The organism is Thioreductor micantisoli, from assembly GCF_055392745.1.
Genome location: NZ_AP043760.1, coordinates 839,779 through 859,184, shown reverse-complemented (window position 1 = coordinate 859,184; position 19,406 = coordinate 839,779). Strand labels below are relative to the sequence as shown.

The following is a 19,406-nucleotide window of genomic DNA, read 5'->3' as shown; positions in this document are numbered from 1 at the left end:
GATAAAAAATGTTAAGATTTTGGGAAAAAAGAGTAAAAACTGGAATAGTTACAGAAAATTTAGAATTTGATAAAGAAATTAAAGAAATTGAAAAAACAATAAAAGATAAAATAAATAAAAACTTTGCAGGAAGTTTAGCTCTTAGAATGGTTGACAGCGGAGGTTGTAATGCTTGTCAAGCTGAATGTAGTGCTTTAAGTAATCCTTATTATGATCTTGAGAGATTAGGTATTCATTTTGTAGCATCACCTAGACATGCTGATGTTATGATTTTAACTGGAGTAATTACCGCAAATATGTATCATCATGTAATTGATGCTTATCATCAAATTCCTAATCCTAAATGGGTAATTGCTGTAGGTGATTGTGTAAAAAATTTAAGTGTTTTTGAAAAAACTTATGCAATAAAAGCAGATGTACCTTTTAAAATCGATTACTTTATCGAGGGGTGCCCTCCAACTCCAATAGATATAATGAAAGGAATTTTAGAGTTTTTAAAAACTTTATAAATTATTTCTCTTTTGGAAATGAAGTAAAATCTATCATAGCCTCTGCTTTCAGAGCTTTTTTAGGTTTTTTAAGCATCAATGCCCTTGTTTTTTCCACTACTTTCGATGGTTTTCCATCAATAATGCATAAATCTCCCCTCCACTCACATTTTGGAATATTTATATGACATTTTCCTTTTAGTAAAGTTTGTGCAAAAAGTTGAAGAGATTCTCGACCAAAAGGTTTGGTAACTTCCATTTTTCCTAATGCATAGTTTTTATTAACATCTTCTCCAGTAATTCTATCTATAAATGCTTCTCTTCCTTTATCATCTTTAAGTTGAAGTAAATAAGAGTATTTTTTACCTTTTGATTTTAAAGTATGCCCTACAATATAATAACACATTGGTTTATTTGTTTTCAAAACTAAATTAACATCATCACCCTCAGTTAAATCAATACCATTTGAAGAATAATATCCTTTTATCCCAAGTTTAACTCTAAATTCATTTTTTACAAAATTACTATTTATAGCTTCATCAAAACTAATCGTTTTTGGTTTATAATTCATAAAATTATACGCTTTTTTATCAAGCATAACAGAATTTGTCTTCAAAATTTCATTCTTTATATTCATCAAATTAATAGTTATAAAAATTTTACCTTTTAATATTTCATAATTTCCTCTAATAAAATATCTTGCATTAGTTGGTTTATTGACTATTTGAATATTTTTACTTATTTCATCTTTTAAAACTCTTGCAAATTGAGTAACTTCGTCTGAATAATTTGTTTTTATTGGATAAACATAAATATCATTTTCATTAATTCCCTTGGATAAAATTTCAGCTGCTAAATCAATAGAATCAACTTTTTGAGAAAGTTTTTCTAATTCATTTTTAATTTTGGCTTCTGAAATATTTATAGTTGGTAAATTTTCCCCATTTAAAACTAAAGCTACAATCTTATTTTTATTAAATTCTCCTACATTTTCAAGAAGTCTTTTGTAAAGAGTATATTTCTGAGTGTTTGATTTTGCACTTTTAATCTCTTTTTGAATCTCTTCACTTTCTTTTTTTAGTCTATTTAACTCATTTTTATAAACAGACAAAGCTAATGAAGAATTTAAAATAGCCAAAGTTTTTCCATTTTCATATTTAAATCTTACAGATTTCAAAGGAAGATTAGAAGATGTTTCGATTAAATTTTGTTTATAACTTTCATAACTATTTTTAATAGCTTTTTGAAGCTCTTTGTAACTACTTTTTACAGTAACTGATACTTGATTTGAAAGGTCTGAGAGAGCTTCTTTATTTGCTTTTTCTCCATTTCCATTTGCTTGTCCTACTAAAGTTACCGGAACATAAGCATTTAACGCAAAAACCGACAATCCTAACATTATAATTTTTTTCATATTTAACCTTTTTTAAATTAAATTTACTCCACTTTCCAAAGTTTTATAGTTTCATCTTGACTTCCTGAAATAATATATTTTCCATCTGGAGAAAAAGCTACTGAAAAGACAGAATTTTTATGACCTCTAAATGTTCGAATGTTTTTACCTGTCTTTATATCCCATAGTTTTATAGTATTATCTGAACTTCCAGAAGCAATATATTTTCCATCTGGAGAAAAAGCTACTGAAAAGACAGAATTTTTATGACCTCTAAATGTTCGAATGTTTTTACCTGTCTTTATATCCCATAGTTTTATAGTTTTATCTGAACTTCCAGAAGCAATATATCTCCCATCCGGCGAAAAAGCTACTGAATTAATGTAACAACGAGGAGTATGCCCAAAAAAAGTTTGAATATTCTCTCCACTTTTTACATTCCATAGTTTTATGGTTTTATCAAAACTTCCAGAAGCAATATATCCCCCATCTGGTGAAAAGGCTACTGACCAAACAGTATTGGTATGACCTATAAAAGTTCGGATACATTCACCCGTATTTACATCCCAAAGTTTAAGTGTCTTATCACTACTTCCTGAAACAATATATTTCCCATTAGGGGAAAAGGCTATTGAATTAATATCAGATTCATGTCCTCTAAAAGTTCTTATAATCTCACCTGTCTTTACATCCCATAATTTTATGGTTTTATCACAACTTCCAGAAGCAATATATCTCCCATCTGCTGAAAAGGCTACTGACTTAACATAATCTTTATGTCCAATAAATGTTCGAATATTCTCTTCACTTTTTACATTCCATAGTTTTATAGTTTTATCAAAACTTCCAGAAGCAATATATCTCCCATCTGGTGAAAAGGCTACTGAATAAACATAACTTTTATGTCCAATAAATGTTCGAATTGGTTTGGTTATAACTTTATAATGTTTATTTAATATTAAAGGAAAGTTATTTTTTGTAATTTTTAATGAATTATTTTTCTTTTTCAAAGCAGCTTTAAGCTTAGATAATTTCACTTTTGCAGCAAAACTAAATTTACTATTAGGAAATTCCTTTATAAAATATTCTATGTTTTCAATAGAATCACTATTTTTAATTAAAGCCCAAGCTTCTGCATCAGGTTGAATTTTAACATTTTGTTTGATATATTTAATTGTTTTTATTTTATTATCTATTTTAGGAAGAGTAAAATAAAAATCTCCAAAAATTTGATTATAAACCCCTGGTATTTGTTTTCCATTTGTTTTATTATAAACTTCTTCTCTTGTTTTTTTAAATACTTCTTCAATAGAAAGTGGTTTTAGTATGTTTTTTGCAAGATATTTAGTAAATACTCCATTTTTTCCATCTCCATCACTCGCTACTTTTCCAGCTTCTGTAGCATATGCTACAAATATCCCTTTTGCATTTGATATAGGAGCTAACCCCCCTCCTGCCCCTCTGCTAAATGGGTCGCTTCTACAAGCATCAAGAATAACAATATTCAATCTATTTCCTGCATTTTGCATCTTTTTTGTAATATGATTTAGTGCTATAGTTTCAAACTCCACATCACTTTTATCTTCAATATCTGAATCCGATGCTACTAAATAATTATATCCATCGACTTGAAGTCCATGACCAGCAAAATAGAATAATCCAACTCCACCTTTCTTTAACTTATTTCCAAATCTTTTAAGTGCTTTTGCAAACTCTTTTTTTGTAGCGTTTTCAAAATAATAGACTTTAAAATTTCTCTCTTCTAAAATCTTTTTCATAAGTCTTGCATCATTTATAGGATTTTTTAAGTTAGGTAAAGTCTTTGAATAATATTTATCATTTCCAATAACTAAAGCAACTCTTTGCTCTTTTTTCATTTTTTCTATTTTTAATTTTAAAGCCCTACTATTATCCATTCCAAATAGAGAAACAACCATAAAAGATAAAATTAATATTCCAATTCTCATTAACATTTAAAAATCCTTAATAATTTTTTAAATTCTATCATACCAAAAGTTTTTTATGTTATTTTGTTCTTTTTTGATAGTAGTTTTATCTCCATGTCCTGGTAAAACAATTTTATCATAATTGATTTTTAGAAATTTATCGAAACTTTTTTTCATATCACTTGGCGAAGAGTAAGGAAAATCGACTCTTCCTATACTTCCATTAAAAATAAAATCCCCGCTAAACATATACTCATCGATTTCAATTGTCATACATCCAGGGGTATGTCCTGGGAAGTGCTTAAAGCTAACCTCAATATCATCAATTAATATAGTTTCATCTTTATCTATCAAAATATCAGCTTTTGCTTTTGGTACTCCAACATTAAAAATATCTTCACTTAACATAAATTTATCATTTTTATGGATATATACAGGGATTTTATATTTTTTTTGTAGTTCAGCCACACTCCAAACATGGTCAAAATGTCCGTGTGTTAAAAGTATAGCTTTGGGAGAAGTTACGATTTTACTAACCCAAGAAGTAGCCCCCACTCCTGGGTCAATTATGATATCTTTATAAATATAGCAATTTGTTTGATACTCTCCACAAGGTTTAACTTGCATAGCTAATTGCTCTAACCTCTCTTATTACCATTACTTTAATTTCTCCTGGGTAAGAAATTTGTTGTTCTATCTCTTTAGCTATTTCTTGACTCATTAAAATTGCTTCATCATCATTTACCAAATCAGCTTCTACAATAACTCTCACTTCTCTACCTGCATTAATCGCATAAGCAAGTCTTACATTTTCGTAATTTGATGCTATTTCTTCAATTCCTTGCACTCTTTTCAAGAAACTTTCCAAAACTTCTCTTCTAGCCCCTGGTCTTGCCGCACTCAAGGCATCTGCTGTACAAATAACTGCTGCTTCAATACTTTTAACTTCTTCTTCTCCATGATGAGCTTTTATAGCATTTAATACTTCACTTGGTTCATTATATCTTTTACAAATATCATAACCAAGAGTTACATGGCTTCCTTCATAATCATTAGTCAAAGCTTTTCCGATATCATGCATAATTCCGGCTCGCCTTGCAAGCAACTCATCTCCACCCATTTCAGCAGCCATAGTTCCAGCAAGATAAGCCACTTCAAGTGAATGACCTAAGGCATTTTGGCCATAACTTGCTCTATATTTTAGTTTTCCAATTAATTTTATAAGTTCAGTATGGATAGCACAATTTCCAAGACCAAGCTCAAGAATTACATTTTCACCCTCTTCTAATACTTTTTCTTCAAATTCTTCTAATACTTTTTGATGAATTTCTTCAATTCTCGCAGGATGGATTCTTCCATCTTCCACAAGTCTTGTAATAACTTCAACTGCAACTTGTCTTCTATAGATATTAAAATGACTTATAGTGATTGCATTTGGAGTATCATCTACAATAATATCAACGCCTAATGTTGATTCTAGTGATTTGATATTTTTACCATCACGACCAATAATTCTTCCTTTTATTTCATCATTTGGAATATGAACTACATTTATAAGTCTTTCACCTGCAAATTCTCCTGCAAATCTGCTAGTTGCTTGAGCTATTACCCAATTCGCTTCTTTTTTTGCATTTTTTTCAGCTTCTTTTACAGCTTTTCTAACTATATGTGACATATCAGCTCTTGCATCTTGTTTGGCTTGTTCTAAAACTATTTTTTTAGCCTCTTCTTTTGTAAGACCTGCTCCTCTTTCTATCAACCGTTTAGCTTCTTTCATTTTAGCATTATATTTTTCTTTTTGTTTTGCTAAACGAACTTTTTCTTTTTCAAGATTTTTAAATTCTCTTGTTAGTGTTCTTTCTTTCATAATCTGTTCTTGAATTAATTCGTTTAATTCTTTCTCTTTTTGATCTAGTAATAATCCTTTTTTTTCGAATTCATTTTGTATTTTCATAAGTTCAGAATCATACTGTTTTTTAATTTCTAATTCTTTTTCTACTATTTCATTTTTAGCATTTTTTAGTAACATTTGGGCTTCATGCTCAATTACTTTAGCTTTCGCCTCGGCTTGTGCTACATAAACATCATATTTAGCATCATTGAGTTTTTTTTCTATAAAAAACCCTGCTATTAGGGATACACCCGACCCTATCAAGACTTCTATTATCATTTTTTCTCCTGTCACAAACCAAATTATAAGTTATATAAGAGTTAGCTTTTATATCATATATATCCGTCACTATACTTTTTGTAATACAAGGATAAATTTGAACAAAAATAATTTCTGGTTTATATTTCAATTTATCAAAAAATCTATCATACATTCCTTTACCAAAACCAACTCTTTTAAAATTATTATCCATTCCAATAATAGGAACAACTGCTATATCTATTCTTTTTTTTGTTTTATTCTTATTTTTTGGTTCGTATATATTAAATTTCTTTTTTTCTAAAGGCAATGAGTATTTTACCATTTTAAAACTTATATCTTGCATAAATGGAACAAAAATTTGTTTATTTTTCCTTTTTAACTTATTTATTAAATTTTTTGTGCTAACTTCATTTCCCATTGATAAATATAATAATATATTTTTATATTTCTTATTAGAAAGTTTTTTAAAAAGTTCTCTCTGGATTTTTTTATCAAAAACATATCTATTTTTTTTATTTAAAATCTTAATACACTCTTTTCTAAACATTACTTTATTCAATTTATTCCTTTTTTTGATATAATTATATTTAAAAAAGGCTTAAATTGAGATATATTTTACTTATTTTTTCATTATTATTAATTAGCTGTAATCAAAATACTTCCAAGAAAAAAAATACAGAGAAAAATGAAACAGTATCTTTAATAGAAACTCAACCTAAAGTTAAAGAAAAAGTAAAAATTATAGTTGAATTTCCAAATTTAGTTTTTAAAGAAAAAAACAATACTATTTTTTATGAAACAAATCAAACTAATATTCTTCTTTTTACAGATAACAATAAATTATCGATAGCACAAAAAGAAGAATTAACTAAAAATAAAACTAATTTTCACTCTATAAAAAATAATAGGATTAAAAAGTATTTTAAAATACATATATTTCCAAGTATAATAATTTTAGATAAAAATAGTACAAAAAAATATGAAGGCTTTATACCAAATGAAGTCTTAAAATATGAAATAAAGGATTAAAATGTTTGGATTTTTAAAAAAAACAAAACAAAAAATCACAAAAAGTTTAGCAAAAACAACAGAAGCTATTAAATCTGTAATTCCTGAAAAAAAAGAAAAATATCCAAAAGATATAATTGAAGAGATATTAATTGAAAGTGATATCGAATATGATTTAGTCGAAGGAATAGTAAATAGACTTCCTGATATTGTCGCAAGAGAAGATTTGAGAAAAGAACTTTCAAAAATATTCGGTAATATTAAACATTATAAAAAACCAGAAGTTACTCCATTTGTAGAATTAATCATAGGTGTAAATGGTGCAGGAAAAACAACAACTATTGCTAAACTTGCAAATAAATACAAAAGTGAAGGTAAAAAAGTCATTTTAGGTGCTGGAGATACATTTCGAGCTGCGGCAATTGAGCAATTAAGTAGATGGGCCACAAAATTAGATATTCCAATTGTCGCTACGAAACAAGGTCATGATGCAAGTGCAGTGGCTTATGACACAATCTCATCTGCTATATCAAAGGACTTTGATAATGTAATAATTGACACAGCTGGCCGACTTCACACACAAACAAATTTAGCAAATGAACTTAAAAAAATTGTTCGTATAATGGATAAAGCTATGTCTGGTGCACCTCATAGAAAAATATTAATTCTTGATGGAACACAAGGAAATAGTGCTACAGAACAAGCAAAAGCCTTTAATAAAATGGTAGGAATTGATGGAATTATTATTACTAAGCTTGATGGAACTGCCAAAGGTGGCTCACTTTTTAGTATTGTGTGGAATTTACAACTTCCTGTATTTTATATAGGAGTTGGGGAACAACCAAATGATTTGATAGAGTTTGATAAAGTAGAGTTTATCGATACTATTTTAAACGGGATTTTCAAACAAAATAATGGCTAAAAAAAAACAAACATTTGAATGCCAATCATGTGGTTATACTAGTGGTAAATGGATGGGTAAATGCCCAAGTTGTGGAGAATGGGATAGTTTCGTAGAAGTAAATGAAAAAGTAGTTTCAAACCCTCTAACAAATAGTATTTCAAAAGTTATAGCTATTGATGACATAAAAGAAGATGAAATCGAAAAATTCAGTAGTGGAAATGAAGAATTTGATTTAGTTTTAGGTGGTGGAATAGTTCCAGGAAGTTTAGTTTTAATCGGTGGAAGTCCTGGAGTTGGAAAATCCACTTTAATGCTAAAAATTGCCTCAAATATAAATAAAAAAGTTCTTTATGTCGCTGGAGAAGAGAGTCCTGGACAAATAAAACTTCGAGCTAATCGACTTAAATCTCACAATAAAAAGTTGTTTTTATATCCTGAAATAATTTTAGAAAATATAATTTCTGAAATAAAAAAGGAATATGAATTAATTATAATCGATTCAATTCAAACAATATATTCAAACAATATAACTTCCGCGCCAGGTAGTGTTTCACAAGTGCGTGAAACTACATTTGAGCTTATGAGACTTGCAAAAGAGCTTAGAATTCCTATTTTTATCGTTGGACATATTACAAAAGAAGGTTCAATCGCAGGACCAAGAATTTTGGAACATATGGTTGATACCGTTTTATATTTTGAGGGTGATGCAAGTAAAGAATTGAGAATTTTGAGAGGTTTCAAAAACAGATTTGGGTCAACTAGTGAAATTGGGATTTTTGAAATGACAAAAACAGGAATTGAATCTGCCCAAAATAGAACCTTCTTTTCTAAAAAGCCACAAATTGGAAGTGCTATAACAGTTATAATGGAAGGAACCCGCCCTATTGTAATTGAAGTTCAAGCATTAGTGGCTGAGAGTTATGGAAATCCTAAAAGAAGCACGACCGGTTATGAAAATAATCGTTTAAATATGATTTTAGCTCTTTTAGAAAAAAAACTGAATCTTCCTTTTAATCAATACGATGTATTTGTAAATATTACAGGTGGTATCAAAATAAACGAACCAGCTGGAGATTTAGCTGTAATAGCTGCTATTTTATCATCTTTTCGTGATAGAGAAATAAGCAAAGAAACTGTTTTTATCGGCGAAGTAAGTCTTGTTGGTGATATAAGAGATGTTGTAAGTTTGGATATTCGCCTAAAAGAAGCTAAAAGTATGGGATTTTCCAAAGCCATAGTTCCAAGTAAACCTATTGAAAATTATTTTAAAACATATGTAGTTACTGAGGTTGAAAAATTAATTGATTGGATGTAAAATATAAAAAGAAGAAAGAAGCTTATTTAGCTTCATAGTCAATTCCTTCTTTTTCTTTAAGTTCATTAATTAAATGTTGTTTATATTCATCAATATTAATATTTAATCTTGCAACTCCACTATCCATTGCTGCTTTTGCAACAGCTACTGAAACATCTACAAATACTCTTCTATCAAATGGTGTTGGTAAGATATATTCTTTTCCAAATTTTAATTCTTTACCATTATATGCATCTTTTACATATTGAGGAACTGCTTTTTTAGCAATTTCTGCCAACGCGTGACAAGCAGCTAATTTCATTTCCATATTTACCGCTTTTGCTCTTACATCTAATGAACCTCTAAAAATATAAGGGAAACCTAATACATTATTGATTTGATTTGGATAATCACTTCTTCCTGTTCCAAACATTAAATCAGGTCTAACTTCAAGAGCTAGTTCAGGTTTGATTTCTGGCTCTGGATTTGCCATTACAAATAACATTGCATTTGGAGCAAGTGTTTGAACCATATCTTGTGTGATACAATTTGCAGCAGAATTTCCTATAATAACATCTGCATCAACCATTGCATCTGCAAGTGTTTTAATATTCATATCAACAGCCCAAGGTTGTTTATATCTATTTAAATCGCTTCTTTTTGTTGTAATTGGACCTTTACTATCATTTACAATAATTGTTTTTGCTCCAAGGCTTTTATACATTTCACAAGCAGCTAAACCTGCAGCTCCTGCACCAATTATAACTATTTTTAAATCTTCAATTTTTTTACCACTAATTTCACATCCATTTAAGACAGCTGCTGCTGAAATAATCGCAGTTCCGTGTTGATCATCATGGAAAATTGGAATATCACAAATTGCTTGAGCTTTTTTTTCAATATCAAAACATTCTGGTGCTTTAATATCTTCAAGATTAATTCCACCAAAAGTTGGAGAAACTTGTTTTACAAATTTCACTATTTCATCAACATCATTTGAATCAATTTCAAGGTCAAAACTATTAACATGAGCAAAGGTTTTGAATAATACTCCTTTTCCTTCCATAACTGGTTTTCCAGCTAATGCTCCTATATTTCCAAGTCCTAACACTGCTGTTCCATTTGAAATAACTGCTACTAAGTTTCCTTTTGCAGTATATTCATATGCTAAATCTGGATTTTTTTCGATTTCTAAACAAGGCTCAGCAACTCCTGGAGTATATGCAATAGATAAATCTCTTGCATCTTTTACTGGTTTTGTAACCTCTACACTAATTTTCCCCGGTATTGGTTTGGCATGATATTCTAAACATTCTTCTTTTGTGATAGGTTTCATTTTTATTCTCCTTGATTTTTTGATACAATTATATAAAAGATTTTTAAAAAGTTACTAAATTAAACACTTTTACTCTTATTTATAGTTAAAGTGTTACAATTTGTAAAAGGATAATAATAAATGATTATAGATACTCACTGCCATTTAGATAATGAAAAATATTATTTAGATGTAGATGAAGTTATAAAAAGAGCAAAAGTAAATGGAGTTGAAAAATTTATAATTCCAGCAGCTTCGCCAAAAGATATAAAAAGAGCAGTTGAATTATCCGAAAAATATGAAGAAATATATTTTGCAGTGGGAGTTCATCCAAGTGATATAGAAAATTTTAAAATTAAATATTTAACTGATTATATAAATAACCTTAAATGTGTAGCAGTTGGAGAAATTGGGCTAGATTATCACTATACAAAAGAAACAAGAGAGATTCAAATAGAATTATTTAAAAAACAACTTGATATTGCTATAGAGTATAATAAACCTGTAATTATTCATATAAGAGAGGCAAATCAAGATGCTTTTGAAATTTTAGAAAACTACGTTTTAAAATACCCTACTCTAAAGGGAGTTTTACACTGTTTTAATGCAGACGCGCAATTTTTAAAATTAAAAGATAATTTTTATTTTGGAATTGGTGGTGTAATTACATTTAAAAATGCAAGAAAATTAGTGGAAGTTTTTCCTAAAATTCCTAAAAATCGTGTTATAATAGAAACAGATAGCCCATATTTAACACCACATCCTCATAGAGGGGAGAGAAATGAGCCAAGTTACACTACACTTGTAAGAGATAAAATTGCTGAGCTTTGGAATATTAGTGCTAAAAAAGTAGAAGAAATTACAACAAACAATGCAAAGGAACTTTTTAATATATGAAATATATAATTATATTTATAATCTTTATTAGTAATCTTTATGCATTTTTAACTACTGATATATCAAATCCTAATTTAATAGCATTAAATTCTTTAAATATCAATCCTTCTTTTATAAAAGATAAAAAAACTAATTATCTTTTTAATATATATTCAAAAAGAAAAAAAAGATATTTTTTAAATATTTTGGAAAATGGATATTCTTATATTCCACTTATAAAAAAAGAGATTAATAAAGCACATATTCCATCAAATATAGTTTTTGTTGCAATGGCTGAGAGTTATTTCTCATCTGATGCTAAAAGTAATAAAAAAGCAATCGGTTTATGGCAATTTATGCCCCAAACTGCTAAACATTTTGGTCTGAAAATCAATACATATGTAGATGAAAGAAAAGACCCTATAAAATCTACAATAGCTGCTATAAAATATTTATCTTTTTTAAAAAAACAAACAGGAAAATGGTATCTTGCAATTATGTCTTACAATTGTGGTGAAGCAAGAGTAATTGAAGCAGTAACAAGAGCAAAACTTGATTTATATTGTAAATCACATAAATGTAGAAAAAATAAAAAAATAAAAGAATTAAGAAGTTTTATTAAAGAATATCAACGAAATCATAGAAAATTTTCTAAATTATATTATTCTTTTAAAAAAACTAACAGATTATATCCCCAAAATTTAAATTTAGAAAATTTACTTAGAGTTCAAAAAGGTCTTAAAAGACAATACTTACCAAAAGAAACAAGAAAATATATTCGTAAAATTGTAGCTATGAGTTTTTTACTAAATTCCAATAATTTTGTACAATATCAAAATCACTATTTATTAAATAGAGGAAGTATGTCAAATATTATAAAAGTAAATGTACCAGCCGGTACATCTCTAGGATATATTTCTAAATTTTTACATATTAGTTATTCTAGACTTAGAAAAAATAATCTTCATCTAAAATATGCCTTCACACCTCCAAATGAAGATAGCTATATTTATATTCCATATAATAAATTAGCACTATTTAGAATGACATTTAATAACAAAAAAATTGCTAGAAAAATTATTTATAAAGTTAAAAAAGGTGATTCACTTAACAGAATTGCTAGAAATTTTAAACTCAATTATAAAATAATAAAAGATTTTAATCATTTAAGAACATCTTTTTTAAGAGTTAATCAAACACTTGTAATCCCAATAAGACATAATATAAAAATACCTAAAATTATAACTTATAGAGTAAAAAAAGGTGATTCGCTTAATAAAATTGCAAGAAAATATCATACAAAAACTGCAAAAATAAGAAAATTAAATAATTTAAGAAATTTTACAATATATAAAAATCAAAAACTATCAATTCCAACTTATATAACAATGAGGTAAAATATGACAAAAAATAACCTTTTACTACTTATAATACTTATTTTTTTTACAGGATGTTATGAAAGTGATAATTTTTATTTACACAATATGCCAAATAATTACACTCTTTATAATAAATCACAAAAAAGTTATAATACAAAACTACAAAAGCCTTATTATGTTTTAGGTGAATGGTATTACCCTACTCCTGCTTACTCAGGTGAAATTTTTAAAGGAATTGCTAGTTGGTATGGACCTGATTTTCATGGTAAATTAACTGCCAATGGTGAAATTTATAATATGTATGGATATACAGCTGCAAATAAAATATTGCCCCTTGGAACAGTAGTAAAAGTAATTAATTTAAATAATGATAAAAGTGTAATTGTAAGAATTAATGATAGAGGTCCTTTTGTAAAAGAAAGAATTATTGATTTGAGTTATGCAGCAGGGAAAAAAATAGGAATTAATGAAACTGGAACAGCTCCTGTTAATGTAATAGTTCTTTCTACTCCTATTTTATTAAAACATCATAAAAATTTATCTATATCTAAACAAAAAAATGATACAATAAAAATTCAGATTGGTGCATTTAATTCTTTAAAAGGAGCTAAAATAACAAAAAATAGATATAAAAGATTTAATAGTTATATACGAACTAAAAATAATATCTATAAAGTTTATATAGGAAACTTTAAAACAAGAAATGAGGCCAATAACTTTAAAATAAGAAATAATTTAAATGGATTTATAGTAACTAATTAATTAGTTTAATAAGGAAATAAAATGACTGAATTAAAAAGAGAAACAAAAGAAACAAAAATAGATATAAAAATAGATATAAACGGAAAAGGTAAATATGATATATCTACTGGAATTGGATTTTTTGATCATATGCTTGAAGCATTATCAAAACATAGTGGAATTGATATGAAAATATATTGTAAAGGTGATACTCATATAGATTATCATCATTCAGTAGAAGATGTAGGAATAGTTTTAGGCCAAGCTCTATATAAAGAAATATTCCCTATTTCAAATGTAGAAAGATACTCAAATGCAGTTGCCATTCTTGATGAAGCTGGTGTAGAATGTGATATTGATTTAAGTGGAAGACCTTATTTAGTTTATGAACTGCCAATGGATGGAGTTATAAAAGATTTTGATATGGAACTCTTTGAAGAATTTTTTAAAAGTTTAGTATTTAATTCAAAAATTAGTTGCCATTTAATTCTAAAAAGGGGAAGAAATAAACACCATATAGCTGAATCAGCTTTCAAATCTTTTGCGGTAGCCTTAAGAAGAGCTTTATATTTTAGAGAAGATGAAACACCATCAACAAAAGGTATATTATGATAGAATTAATTGTATTAGATGTAGATGGGACTTTAACAGATGGAACAATTTATTATTCAAATGAAGATAAAGAAATAAAAGGTTTTAATATAAAAGATGGCTTAATGATAAAAAGTTGGAATATGCTTGGTAAAAAAAGTGCGATTATTACAGGAAGAACAAGTAATATTGTAGATAAAAGAGCAAAAGAATTAGATGTAACTTTTATTCGTCAGGGTATCAAAGATAAAAAAATAGAGCTTGATAAAATATTAAAAGAAAATAACATTTCATATAACAATGTAGCTTTTATAGGTGATGATATGAATGATTATACACTATTAAAAAGAGTAAAAGAGAGTTATTGTCCATATGATGCTAACCCAATAATTCAAGATTTAGTAAAGCATACCCTCCACAAAAATGGTGGTGAAGGATGTGTTGCTGAAATGATAGAAATGATTTTAAAACAAGAAAAACTTGAAGATGAGTTTATGAAATTATGGGTATAAAAGAAATATTGTTTATATTTTCTTTAATTACAGCTATTTCTACTCCTTTCTTTTTTAAACAAAAAGGAGTAAATACAGTCAATAAAATCAATTTACCTAATATAGAAATAGAACAAGGAAATTTCGAAAAATTTACATTAAACTTAGATGAAAATGGAACTTTTAGTAAATTAGATTATATAAATAACAATGATTATACTGTATATAATTTAATAATGTATATAGTAGATAAAAATTCAAATTTAAAATCGAAAAAGTTGCATTTTTATAATATATATAATTTTTATAATATGTCGTATATAACAGATAATTATATATATAATGCAAATAAAGCTATATATAATCCTAAAACTAAAATTGCATCATCAAACTATTTTAATTTTTTTAATAAAAAAATAGATGGAAAAGGTAAAAATATGGTATATAAAAATGATATAATAACAGCCAACAATATATATTATGTAATTAAGGGTTTTAAATGGTAAAAAAAATAATAATTTTTTTAATAGTTATCTATGGTTGGAGCTCAAACTTAGAAATAACTTCAAAAAATTTCAAATATGATAAAATAAAAAATATATCTTATTTCACAACAGATGTAAATGTTACAAAAGAAAAAGACAATATTTTAAGTAATTTATTAACTGTATATTTTAATAAAAATAAAAAAATAGATAAAATGATTGCCACGGGTAATGTAAAATTTTTAATTCATGATAAAAATTCTACATATAAAGGGAATAGTGATATTTTTACTTATATTGCGCCAAAAGAGATATTTATTTTTGAAGGAAATGTTCATATTACAAAAATTGAAGATAATCAACAACTTTTTGGGAACAAAGTAATCATAAATAAAAAAACAGGTGAATCACAAGTTTTTGGTCAAAAAACAAAACCTGTAAAATTTATATTAAAGGTAAATGATTGAAAATAAAATCAGTAAAATTTATAAAATCAGCACAAAGCATAAAAGATTCAATTGATCCAAATTTCAATGAAGTTGCATTTATGGGTAGAAGTAATGTAGGAAAAAGTAGTTTTTTAAATTCTCTTACTAATCAAAAAATAGCAAAAATTTCATCAACTCCAGGAAAAACTAAATTGATAAACTTTTTTGAAGTTTTATATGAAAATGATGCAAAAACAATTTTTGTAGATTTACCAGGATTTGGATATGCAAAAGTAAGTAAAAAAGAACAAGGAAATTGGCAAAAGAATTTAAATAGTTTTATAGCAAACAGGTTTAATATAAAACTATTTGTTCAACTAAGAGATGCAAGACATCCTGGTTTAGAAATAGATAACCAAGTTTATGAATATTTAAATTTTATAAAAAAAGCAGATCAACAAATTTTAACTATTTTTACAAAAAGTGATAAACTTAAACAAAATGAACTTGCTAAATTGAAAAAAGAGTATCCAAATTCGATATTTGTCTCTAACCTAAAAAAAGAGGAATCAAAGAAGCAAATGATAAAATTTACTCTACACTATTTGGAGATTTTAAATGAAAACAATTAAACCTATTTTAAAAGATATACATAAAATTCAAGATTTATTAACACCATTTGTTTTAGAAGGTATTATCTTAAAAAGAGAGAATGATGAGGTAGCTACTAATATTCGTTCATATATTGCAATAAAAAAAGATGATAAATTTATTGCAATAGGAGCACTTCATATCTATTCTCAAGAATTAGGAGAAATTAGAAGTTTAGCAGTTGATAAAAATTATCAAAAACAAGGATTAGGTAAAAAAATAGTAAAAGAATTGGAAAAAGAAGCTAAAAAATTAGGTTTAACAAAGTTATTAACACTTACTTATCAAAAAGAGTTTTTTGAGAGTTTAGGATTTAAAGAAATTCCAAAAGAAGAAGTACCAAGTCAAAAAGTATGGAGTGATTGTATCAAATGCCCTCATTTTCCAAATTGCAACGAAATATCACTTATAAAAACTATTTAATAGATATAACAATTCCTTTTATAATTGTTATGTTTAGTAGTAGTTTTATACTATTTCCTTTGTTTATAGGTATTGTAATCACATTAAAATTTAGACTATTTTTTTTGATAAATTTTTTAATTTTTACAGAAATATCACATAATTATCCCCTATTTCTACTGCTATTATTTACGATTATTTATAAAAAATATATTTATACTTTTTTAGAACTAAAAATAGATAAACAATATATCGAGTATGTCTCTATAATCTTAATTTACATCCTTTTTTTTAGCTTTTTATCTTCGTTTTTGATGATTAGCTCTACCCCATTTATTTTTAGTTGGACTTATATATTTTATTATATTTTAATTGAATTATTAATTCTTAAAGTATTTAAATGAAACAAAAAATAATATTAACAATAATATTTTTATTATATTTATTAATTATAATAAGAGTATCTGATTTATCTGTAATAAATCACAAATTATATACAAATTTAGCAAATAATAACATACATAAAAAAATACACATAAAACCTATTAGAGGAGTTATTTATGATACAAACCATAATCCAATAGCATATAATGAACTTAGATTTGCTTTACTTATAAAGCCACATTTAAAAGATGTAGAATTAAATAAAACTATTAACTTTATAAATAATTATATAAAAATAGATAAAAATAAAATTTTTCAAGATTATAAAAAACAAAATTCGTGGTATAACCATCAATATATAAATATGATTGATTATATAAAATATAATGATATTTATTCATATTTTCCTATTTTAATACAAAATAAAAATATAAAAATAGAGTCTGATTATTTAAGGATTTACCCTCAAAAAGAGATATTAAGCCATATCTTAGGTTATGTAGGAAAAGCAAATCAAAAACAAATATATCAAAATCCCCAATTAAAATATATAAAAATAACTGGTAAAAGTGGTATTGAAAAAGAATATAACAAAGAATTAACAGGAAAGCTAGGTTATATAAATGTAATTGTAAATGCAAAAAATAAAATAATAAAAAAAATAAATAAAGTTAAACCAAGTACACATAATTTAACATTAAATATTGATGTAAATTTACAAAAATTTATATTTAATCTTTTTAAAAAATCCCATAAAAAAGGAACTATTATTGTTATGGATACAAAAGGAAGAATTATCTCTATGGTAAACTATCCTTCATATAATAATAATCTATTTGTAAAAGGAATATCTGTTAAAGAGTGGCAAAAATTAATTCATAACAATTTTAAACCATTTCTAAATAAAGCTATAGCTGGTCTTTATCCTCCTGGTTCTGTTGTAAAACCAGCTATTGGACTCGTTGCTATTGCAAGTGGGAAAATAAGCCCATACAAAAAATTATGGTGCCCTGGATATATAGAAATAGGAAATAGAAAATTTAGAGATTGGAGAGCTGCAGGTCATGGTTGGACTGATATATTTAAGGCTATAAAAAGAAGTGCAGATACATATTTTTATCAAATTGGATTATTACTTGGAATTGATTATATTTCTGAAAATCTCAAAAAAATGGGATTTGGCAAAAAAACTGGAATAGATTTACCAAATGAACGAAGTGGTATAATTCCTAACAAAAAATGGAAGCTAAAAAGGTATCATCAAAATTGGTTTATTGGTGAGACACTAAATAGTGCAATTGGTCAAGGATATGTTTTAGTTACACCTTTACAAGTAGCTGTAAATACTGCATTAATGGCAACTGGTAAATTACCAATCCCTCAAATCATAAAAAGTATTGATACTAAAATAATTATGCCAAAACAAAAAGATGTTTTAACTAACAAAGAAAAAAAATTATTACCTATCATTAGAAAAGGAATGTGGGAAGTTTGTAACTCTCCTGGAGGAACTGCCACAAATCATATAAAAATACCATATTTTCAAATAGCTGGTAAAACAGGAACCGCACAAGTTCACTCAATACCACAAGATGTAAAAAAAAGAAAAAAAGAAGATGAATTGGCTTATTGGAAAAGATCACATGCTTGGCTTACAACTTATGGGCCATACAGACATCCGAAATTTGTAGTTACAGCTATGATAGAACATGGAGGTCATGGAGGTAGTGCGGCAGGTCTTATTATTAGTAAAATTTATAAAAAATTGGTAGAATTACACTATATAAAAGTTAAATAAAGGACGATAATGAAAAAAGCAGTAGTAATTTTAAGTGGTGGAATGGATAGTACCACAACAGCTTATATAGCAAAAAATCAGGGTTATGAAGTAATTGCAGTTCATTTTAATTATGGACAAAGAACTGAAAAAAGAGAATTAAAATCTTATAATAATGTTTGTAATGAATTAAATATAACTAAAAAATATGTAATAGATTTAGATTTTTTTACTCAAATTGGAGCAAGTGCTTTGACAGATAAAAATATTTCTGTCCCAACTACTGGTTTAGAAGATGGAGTTCCTGTAACTTATGTTCCATTTAGAAATGGTATATTTTTATCAATTGCTGGAGCTATTGCTGAAAAAGAAAATGCAAAAGCTATGTTTATAGGTGTTGTTGAGGAAGATAGTAGTGGTTATCCTGATTGTACTGATGAATTTATAAAAAGTATGCAAGAAAGTATAAATTTAGGAACAAAAAAAGAGACTAATATAGAAATAAAAACTCCACTAATTCATCTAAAAAAAGAAGATATTGTAAAAAAAGCAATAAAAGAAAAAGTAAATTTAAGTCTAACTTGGAGCTGTTATCAAAATGAAGATAAAGCTTGTGGGGTTTGTGATAGTTGTAGGCTAAGACTTAAAGGTTTTGAAAAAGCAGGTTTCAAAGACCCAATTGCTTATCTAGAAAAATAATA

21 protein-coding genes are annotated in these 19,406 nt (G+C 26.7%); 15 read left to right on the top strand and 6 right to left on the bottom strand.

Annotated features, from left to right (window positions below; translation table 11 throughout):
• Positions 1-8 precede the first annotated feature (8 nt).
• A complete protein-coding gene (locus tag ACZ5OA_RS04475; RefSeq protein ID WP_464906682.1) occupies positions 9-509 on the top strand; it encodes an NADH-quinone oxidoreductase subunit B family protein in 501 nt (166 codons plus the stop codon).
• 1 nt (position 510) lies between these two features.
• Here the strand turns inward: ACZ5OA_RS04475 and ACZ5OA_RS04470 are convergent, their stop codons facing one another.
• From ACZ5OA_RS04470 to ACZ5OA_RS04450, 5 genes are read right to left on the bottom strand one after another with little or no spacing between them, the layout of a single operon-like run.
• Positions 511-1,902 carry a hypothetical protein gene (locus ACZ5OA_RS04470; RefSeq protein ID WP_464906681.1) on the bottom strand — a complete coding sequence of 464 codons (1,392 nt, stop codon included), beginning with the start codon at positions 1,900-1,902 and terminating at the stop codon, positions 511-513.
• Between the two features lie 23 nt (positions 1,903-1,925).
• Positions 1,926-3,854 carry a caspase family protein gene (locus ACZ5OA_RS04465; RefSeq protein WP_464906680.1) on the bottom strand — a complete coding sequence of 643 codons (1,929 nt, stop codon included), beginning with the start codon at positions 3,852-3,854 and terminating at the stop codon, positions 1,926-1,928.
• Positions 3,855-3,875: 21 nt separating this feature from the next.
• Entirely contained in the window at positions 3,876-4,454 is a 579-nt protein-coding gene (locus ACZ5OA_RS04460) for an MBL fold metallo-hydrolase (protein ID WP_464906679.1), read from the bottom strand.
• Complete coding sequence (gene rny / locus ACZ5OA_RS04455; protein WP_464906678.1) at positions 4,444-5,997, bottom strand: ribonuclease Y; 1,554 nt, start codon at positions 5,995-5,997, stop codon at positions 4,444-4,446. The genes ACZ5OA_RS04460 and rny overlap by 11 nt, the downstream gene beginning before the upstream one ends.
• Entirely contained in the window at positions 5,924-6,538 is a 615-nt protein-coding gene (locus tag ACZ5OA_RS04450) for a 5-formyltetrahydrofolate cyclo-ligase (RefSeq protein ID WP_464906677.1), read from the bottom strand. The genes rny and ACZ5OA_RS04450 overlap by 74 nt, the downstream gene beginning before the upstream one ends.
• A 44-nt stretch (positions 6,539-6,582) precedes the next feature.
• Between ACZ5OA_RS04450 and ACZ5OA_RS04445 the strand changes: the two genes are divergently transcribed.
• Genes ACZ5OA_RS04445 through radA form a run of 3 tightly spaced genes read left to right on the top strand, consistent with a single transcriptional unit; the run spans position 6,583 to position 9,206 of the window.
• On the top strand, positions 6,583-7,008 hold the full coding sequence (locus ACZ5OA_RS04445; protein ID WP_464906676.1) for a hypothetical protein: 426 nt from the start codon (positions 6,583-6,585) through the stop codon (positions 7,006-7,008).
• Between the two features lies 1 nt (position 7,009).
• Complete coding sequence (gene ftsY, locus ACZ5OA_RS04440; RefSeq protein WP_464906675.1) at positions 7,010-7,909, top strand: signal recognition particle-docking protein FtsY; 900 nt, start codon at positions 7,010-7,012, stop codon at positions 7,907-7,909.
• A complete protein-coding gene (gene radA / locus ACZ5OA_RS04435; RefSeq protein WP_464906674.1) occupies positions 7,902-9,206 on the top strand; it encodes a DNA repair protein RadA in 1,305 nt (434 codons plus the stop codon). Before ftsY ends, radA begins: the two co-directional genes overlap by 8 nt.
• A 22-nt stretch (positions 9,207-9,228) precedes the next feature.
• Here radA and ACZ5OA_RS04430 read toward each other — a convergent pair whose 3' ends face one another.
• The gene (locus ACZ5OA_RS04430) at positions 9,229-10,521 is read right to left on the bottom strand and encodes a malic enzyme-like NAD(P)-binding protein (RefSeq protein ID WP_464906673.1); all 1,293 of its coding nucleotides are present in this window, start codon (positions 10,519-10,521) and stop codon (positions 9,229-9,231) included.
• Between the two features lie 120 nt (positions 10,522-10,641).
• Here ACZ5OA_RS04430 and ACZ5OA_RS04425 point away from each other — a divergent pair, with 120 nt between their 5' ends.
• The 11 genes from ACZ5OA_RS04425 to queC all read left to right on the top strand — a co-directional run bounded on the left by ACZ5OA_RS04425 (position 10,642) and on the right by queC (position 19,404).
• Positions 10,642-11,397 (top strand): TatD family hydrolase, encoded by a 756-nt coding sequence (locus ACZ5OA_RS04425; protein ID WP_464906672.1) that lies wholly within the window; start codon positions 10,642-10,644, stop codon positions 11,395-11,397.
• Positions 11,394-12,773, top strand: a complete 1,380-nt coding sequence (locus tag ACZ5OA_RS04420) for a LysM peptidoglycan-binding domain-containing protein (RefSeq protein WP_464906671.1) — start codon at positions 11,394-11,396, stop codon at positions 12,771-12,773. The genes ACZ5OA_RS04425 and ACZ5OA_RS04420 overlap by 4 nt, the downstream gene beginning before the upstream one ends.
• 3 nt (positions 12,774-12,776) lie before the next feature.
• Positions 12,777-13,517 carry a septal ring lytic transglycosylase RlpA family protein gene (locus ACZ5OA_RS04415; RefSeq protein WP_464906670.1) on the top strand — a complete coding sequence of 247 codons (741 nt, stop codon included), beginning with the start codon at positions 12,777-12,779 and terminating at the stop codon, positions 13,515-13,517.
• Between the two features lie 21 nt (positions 13,518-13,538).
• Positions 13,539-14,108: an imidazoleglycerol-phosphate dehydratase HisB gene (gene hisB / locus ACZ5OA_RS04410; RefSeq protein WP_464906669.1), complete on the top strand. Its 570-nt coding sequence runs from the start codon at positions 13,539-13,541 to the stop codon at positions 14,106-14,108.
• Positions 14,105-14,599 (top strand): KdsC family phosphatase, encoded by a 495-nt coding sequence (locus ACZ5OA_RS04405; protein ID WP_464906668.1) that lies wholly within the window; start codon positions 14,105-14,107, stop codon positions 14,597-14,599. The genes hisB and ACZ5OA_RS04405 overlap by 4 nt, the downstream gene beginning before the upstream one ends.
• Positions 14,590-15,084, top strand: a complete 495-nt coding sequence (locus tag ACZ5OA_RS04400; protein WP_464906667.1) for a hypothetical protein — start codon at positions 14,590-14,592, stop codon at positions 15,082-15,084. The genes ACZ5OA_RS04405 and ACZ5OA_RS04400 overlap by 10 nt, the downstream gene beginning before the upstream one ends.
• Positions 15,078-15,530 (top strand): LptA/OstA family protein, encoded by a 453-nt coding sequence (locus ACZ5OA_RS04395; RefSeq protein WP_464906666.1) that lies wholly within the window; start codon positions 15,078-15,080, stop codon positions 15,528-15,530. The genes ACZ5OA_RS04400 and ACZ5OA_RS04395 overlap by 7 nt, the downstream gene beginning before the upstream one ends.
• Positions 15,527-16,123, top strand: a complete 597-nt coding sequence (gene yihA, locus ACZ5OA_RS04390; RefSeq protein ID WP_464906665.1) for a ribosome biogenesis GTP-binding protein YihA/YsxC — start codon at positions 15,527-15,529, stop codon at positions 16,121-16,123. Before ACZ5OA_RS04395 ends, yihA begins: the two co-directional genes overlap by 4 nt.
• Positions 16,110-16,565, top strand: coding sequence for an N-acetyltransferase (locus ACZ5OA_RS04385; RefSeq protein ID WP_464906664.1), 456 nt, complete (start codon positions 16,110-16,112; stop codon positions 16,563-16,565). Before yihA ends, ACZ5OA_RS04385 begins: the two co-directional genes overlap by 14 nt.
• Before the next feature lie 379 nt (positions 16,566-16,944).
• Positions 16,945-18,726, top strand: coding sequence for a penicillin-binding protein 2 (gene mrdA, locus ACZ5OA_RS04380; protein WP_464906663.1), 1,782 nt, complete (start codon positions 16,945-16,947; stop codon positions 18,724-18,726).
• A 9-nt stretch (positions 18,727-18,735) separates the two neighbouring features.
• Positions 18,736-19,404 (top strand): 7-cyano-7-deazaguanine synthase QueC, encoded by a 669-nt coding sequence (gene queC, locus ACZ5OA_RS04375; RefSeq protein WP_464906662.1) that lies wholly within the window; start codon positions 18,736-18,738, stop codon positions 19,402-19,404.
• The last annotated feature ends 2 nt before the right edge of the window (positions 19,405-19,406 follow it).

Coding starts and splice junctions, on each gene's coding strand:
- ACZ5OA_RS04475 (WP_464906682.1), top strand. CDS start 9: ATGTTAAGATTTTGGGAAAAAAGAGTAAAAACTGGAATAGTTACAGAA.
- ACZ5OA_RS04470 (WP_464906681.1), bottom strand. CDS start 1,902: ATGAAAAAAATTATAATGTTAGGATTGTCGGTTTTTGCGTTAAATGCT.
- ACZ5OA_RS04465 (WP_464906680.1), bottom strand. CDS start 3,854: ATGTTAATGAGAATTGGAATATTAATTTTATCTTTTATGGTTGTTTCT.
- ACZ5OA_RS04460 (WP_464906679.1), bottom strand. CDS start 4,454: ATGCAAGTTAAACCTTGTGGAGAGTATCAAACAAATTGCTATATTTAT.
- rny (WP_464906678.1), bottom strand. CDS start 5,997: ATGATAATAGAAGTCTTGATAGGGTCGGGTGTATCCCTAATAGCAGGG.
- ftsY (WP_464906675.1), top strand. CDS start 7,010: ATGTTTGGATTTTTAAAAAAAACAAAACAAAAAATCACAAAAAGTTTA.
- radA (WP_464906674.1), top strand. CDS start 7,902: ATGGCTAAAAAAAAACAAACATTTGAATGCCAATCATGTGGTTATACT.
- ACZ5OA_RS04430 (WP_464906673.1), bottom strand. CDS start 10,521: ATGAAACCTATCACAAAAGAAGAATGTTTAGAATATCATGCCAAACCA.
- ACZ5OA_RS04425 (WP_464906672.1), top strand. CDS start 10,642: ATGATTATAGATACTCACTGCCATTTAGATAATGAAAAATATTATTTA.
- ACZ5OA_RS04420 (WP_464906671.1), top strand. CDS start 11,394: ATGAAATATATAATTATATTTATAATCTTTATTAGTAATCTTTATGCA.
- ACZ5OA_RS04415 (WP_464906670.1), top strand. CDS start 12,777: ATGACAAAAAATAACCTTTTACTACTTATAATACTTATTTTTTTTACA.
- hisB (WP_464906669.1), top strand. CDS start 13,539: ATGACTGAATTAAAAAGAGAAACAAAAGAAACAAAAATAGATATAAAA.
- ACZ5OA_RS04405 (WP_464906668.1), top strand. CDS start 14,105: ATGATAGAATTAATTGTATTAGATGTAGATGGGACTTTAACAGATGGA.
- ACZ5OA_RS04400 (WP_464906667.1), top strand. CDS start 14,590: ATGGGTATAAAAGAAATATTGTTTATATTTTCTTTAATTACAGCTATT.
- ACZ5OA_RS04395 (WP_464906666.1), top strand. CDS start 15,078: ATGGTAAAAAAAATAATAATTTTTTTAATAGTTATCTATGGTTGGAGC.
- ACZ5OA_RS04385 (WP_464906664.1), top strand. CDS start 16,110: ATGAAAACAATTAAACCTATTTTAAAAGATATACATAAAATTCAAGAT.
- mrdA (WP_464906663.1), top strand. CDS start 16,945: ATGAAACAAAAAATAATATTAACAATAATATTTTTATTATATTTATTA.
- queC (WP_464906662.1), top strand. CDS start 18,736: ATGAAAAAAGCAGTAGTAATTTTAAGTGGTGGAATGGATAGTACCACA.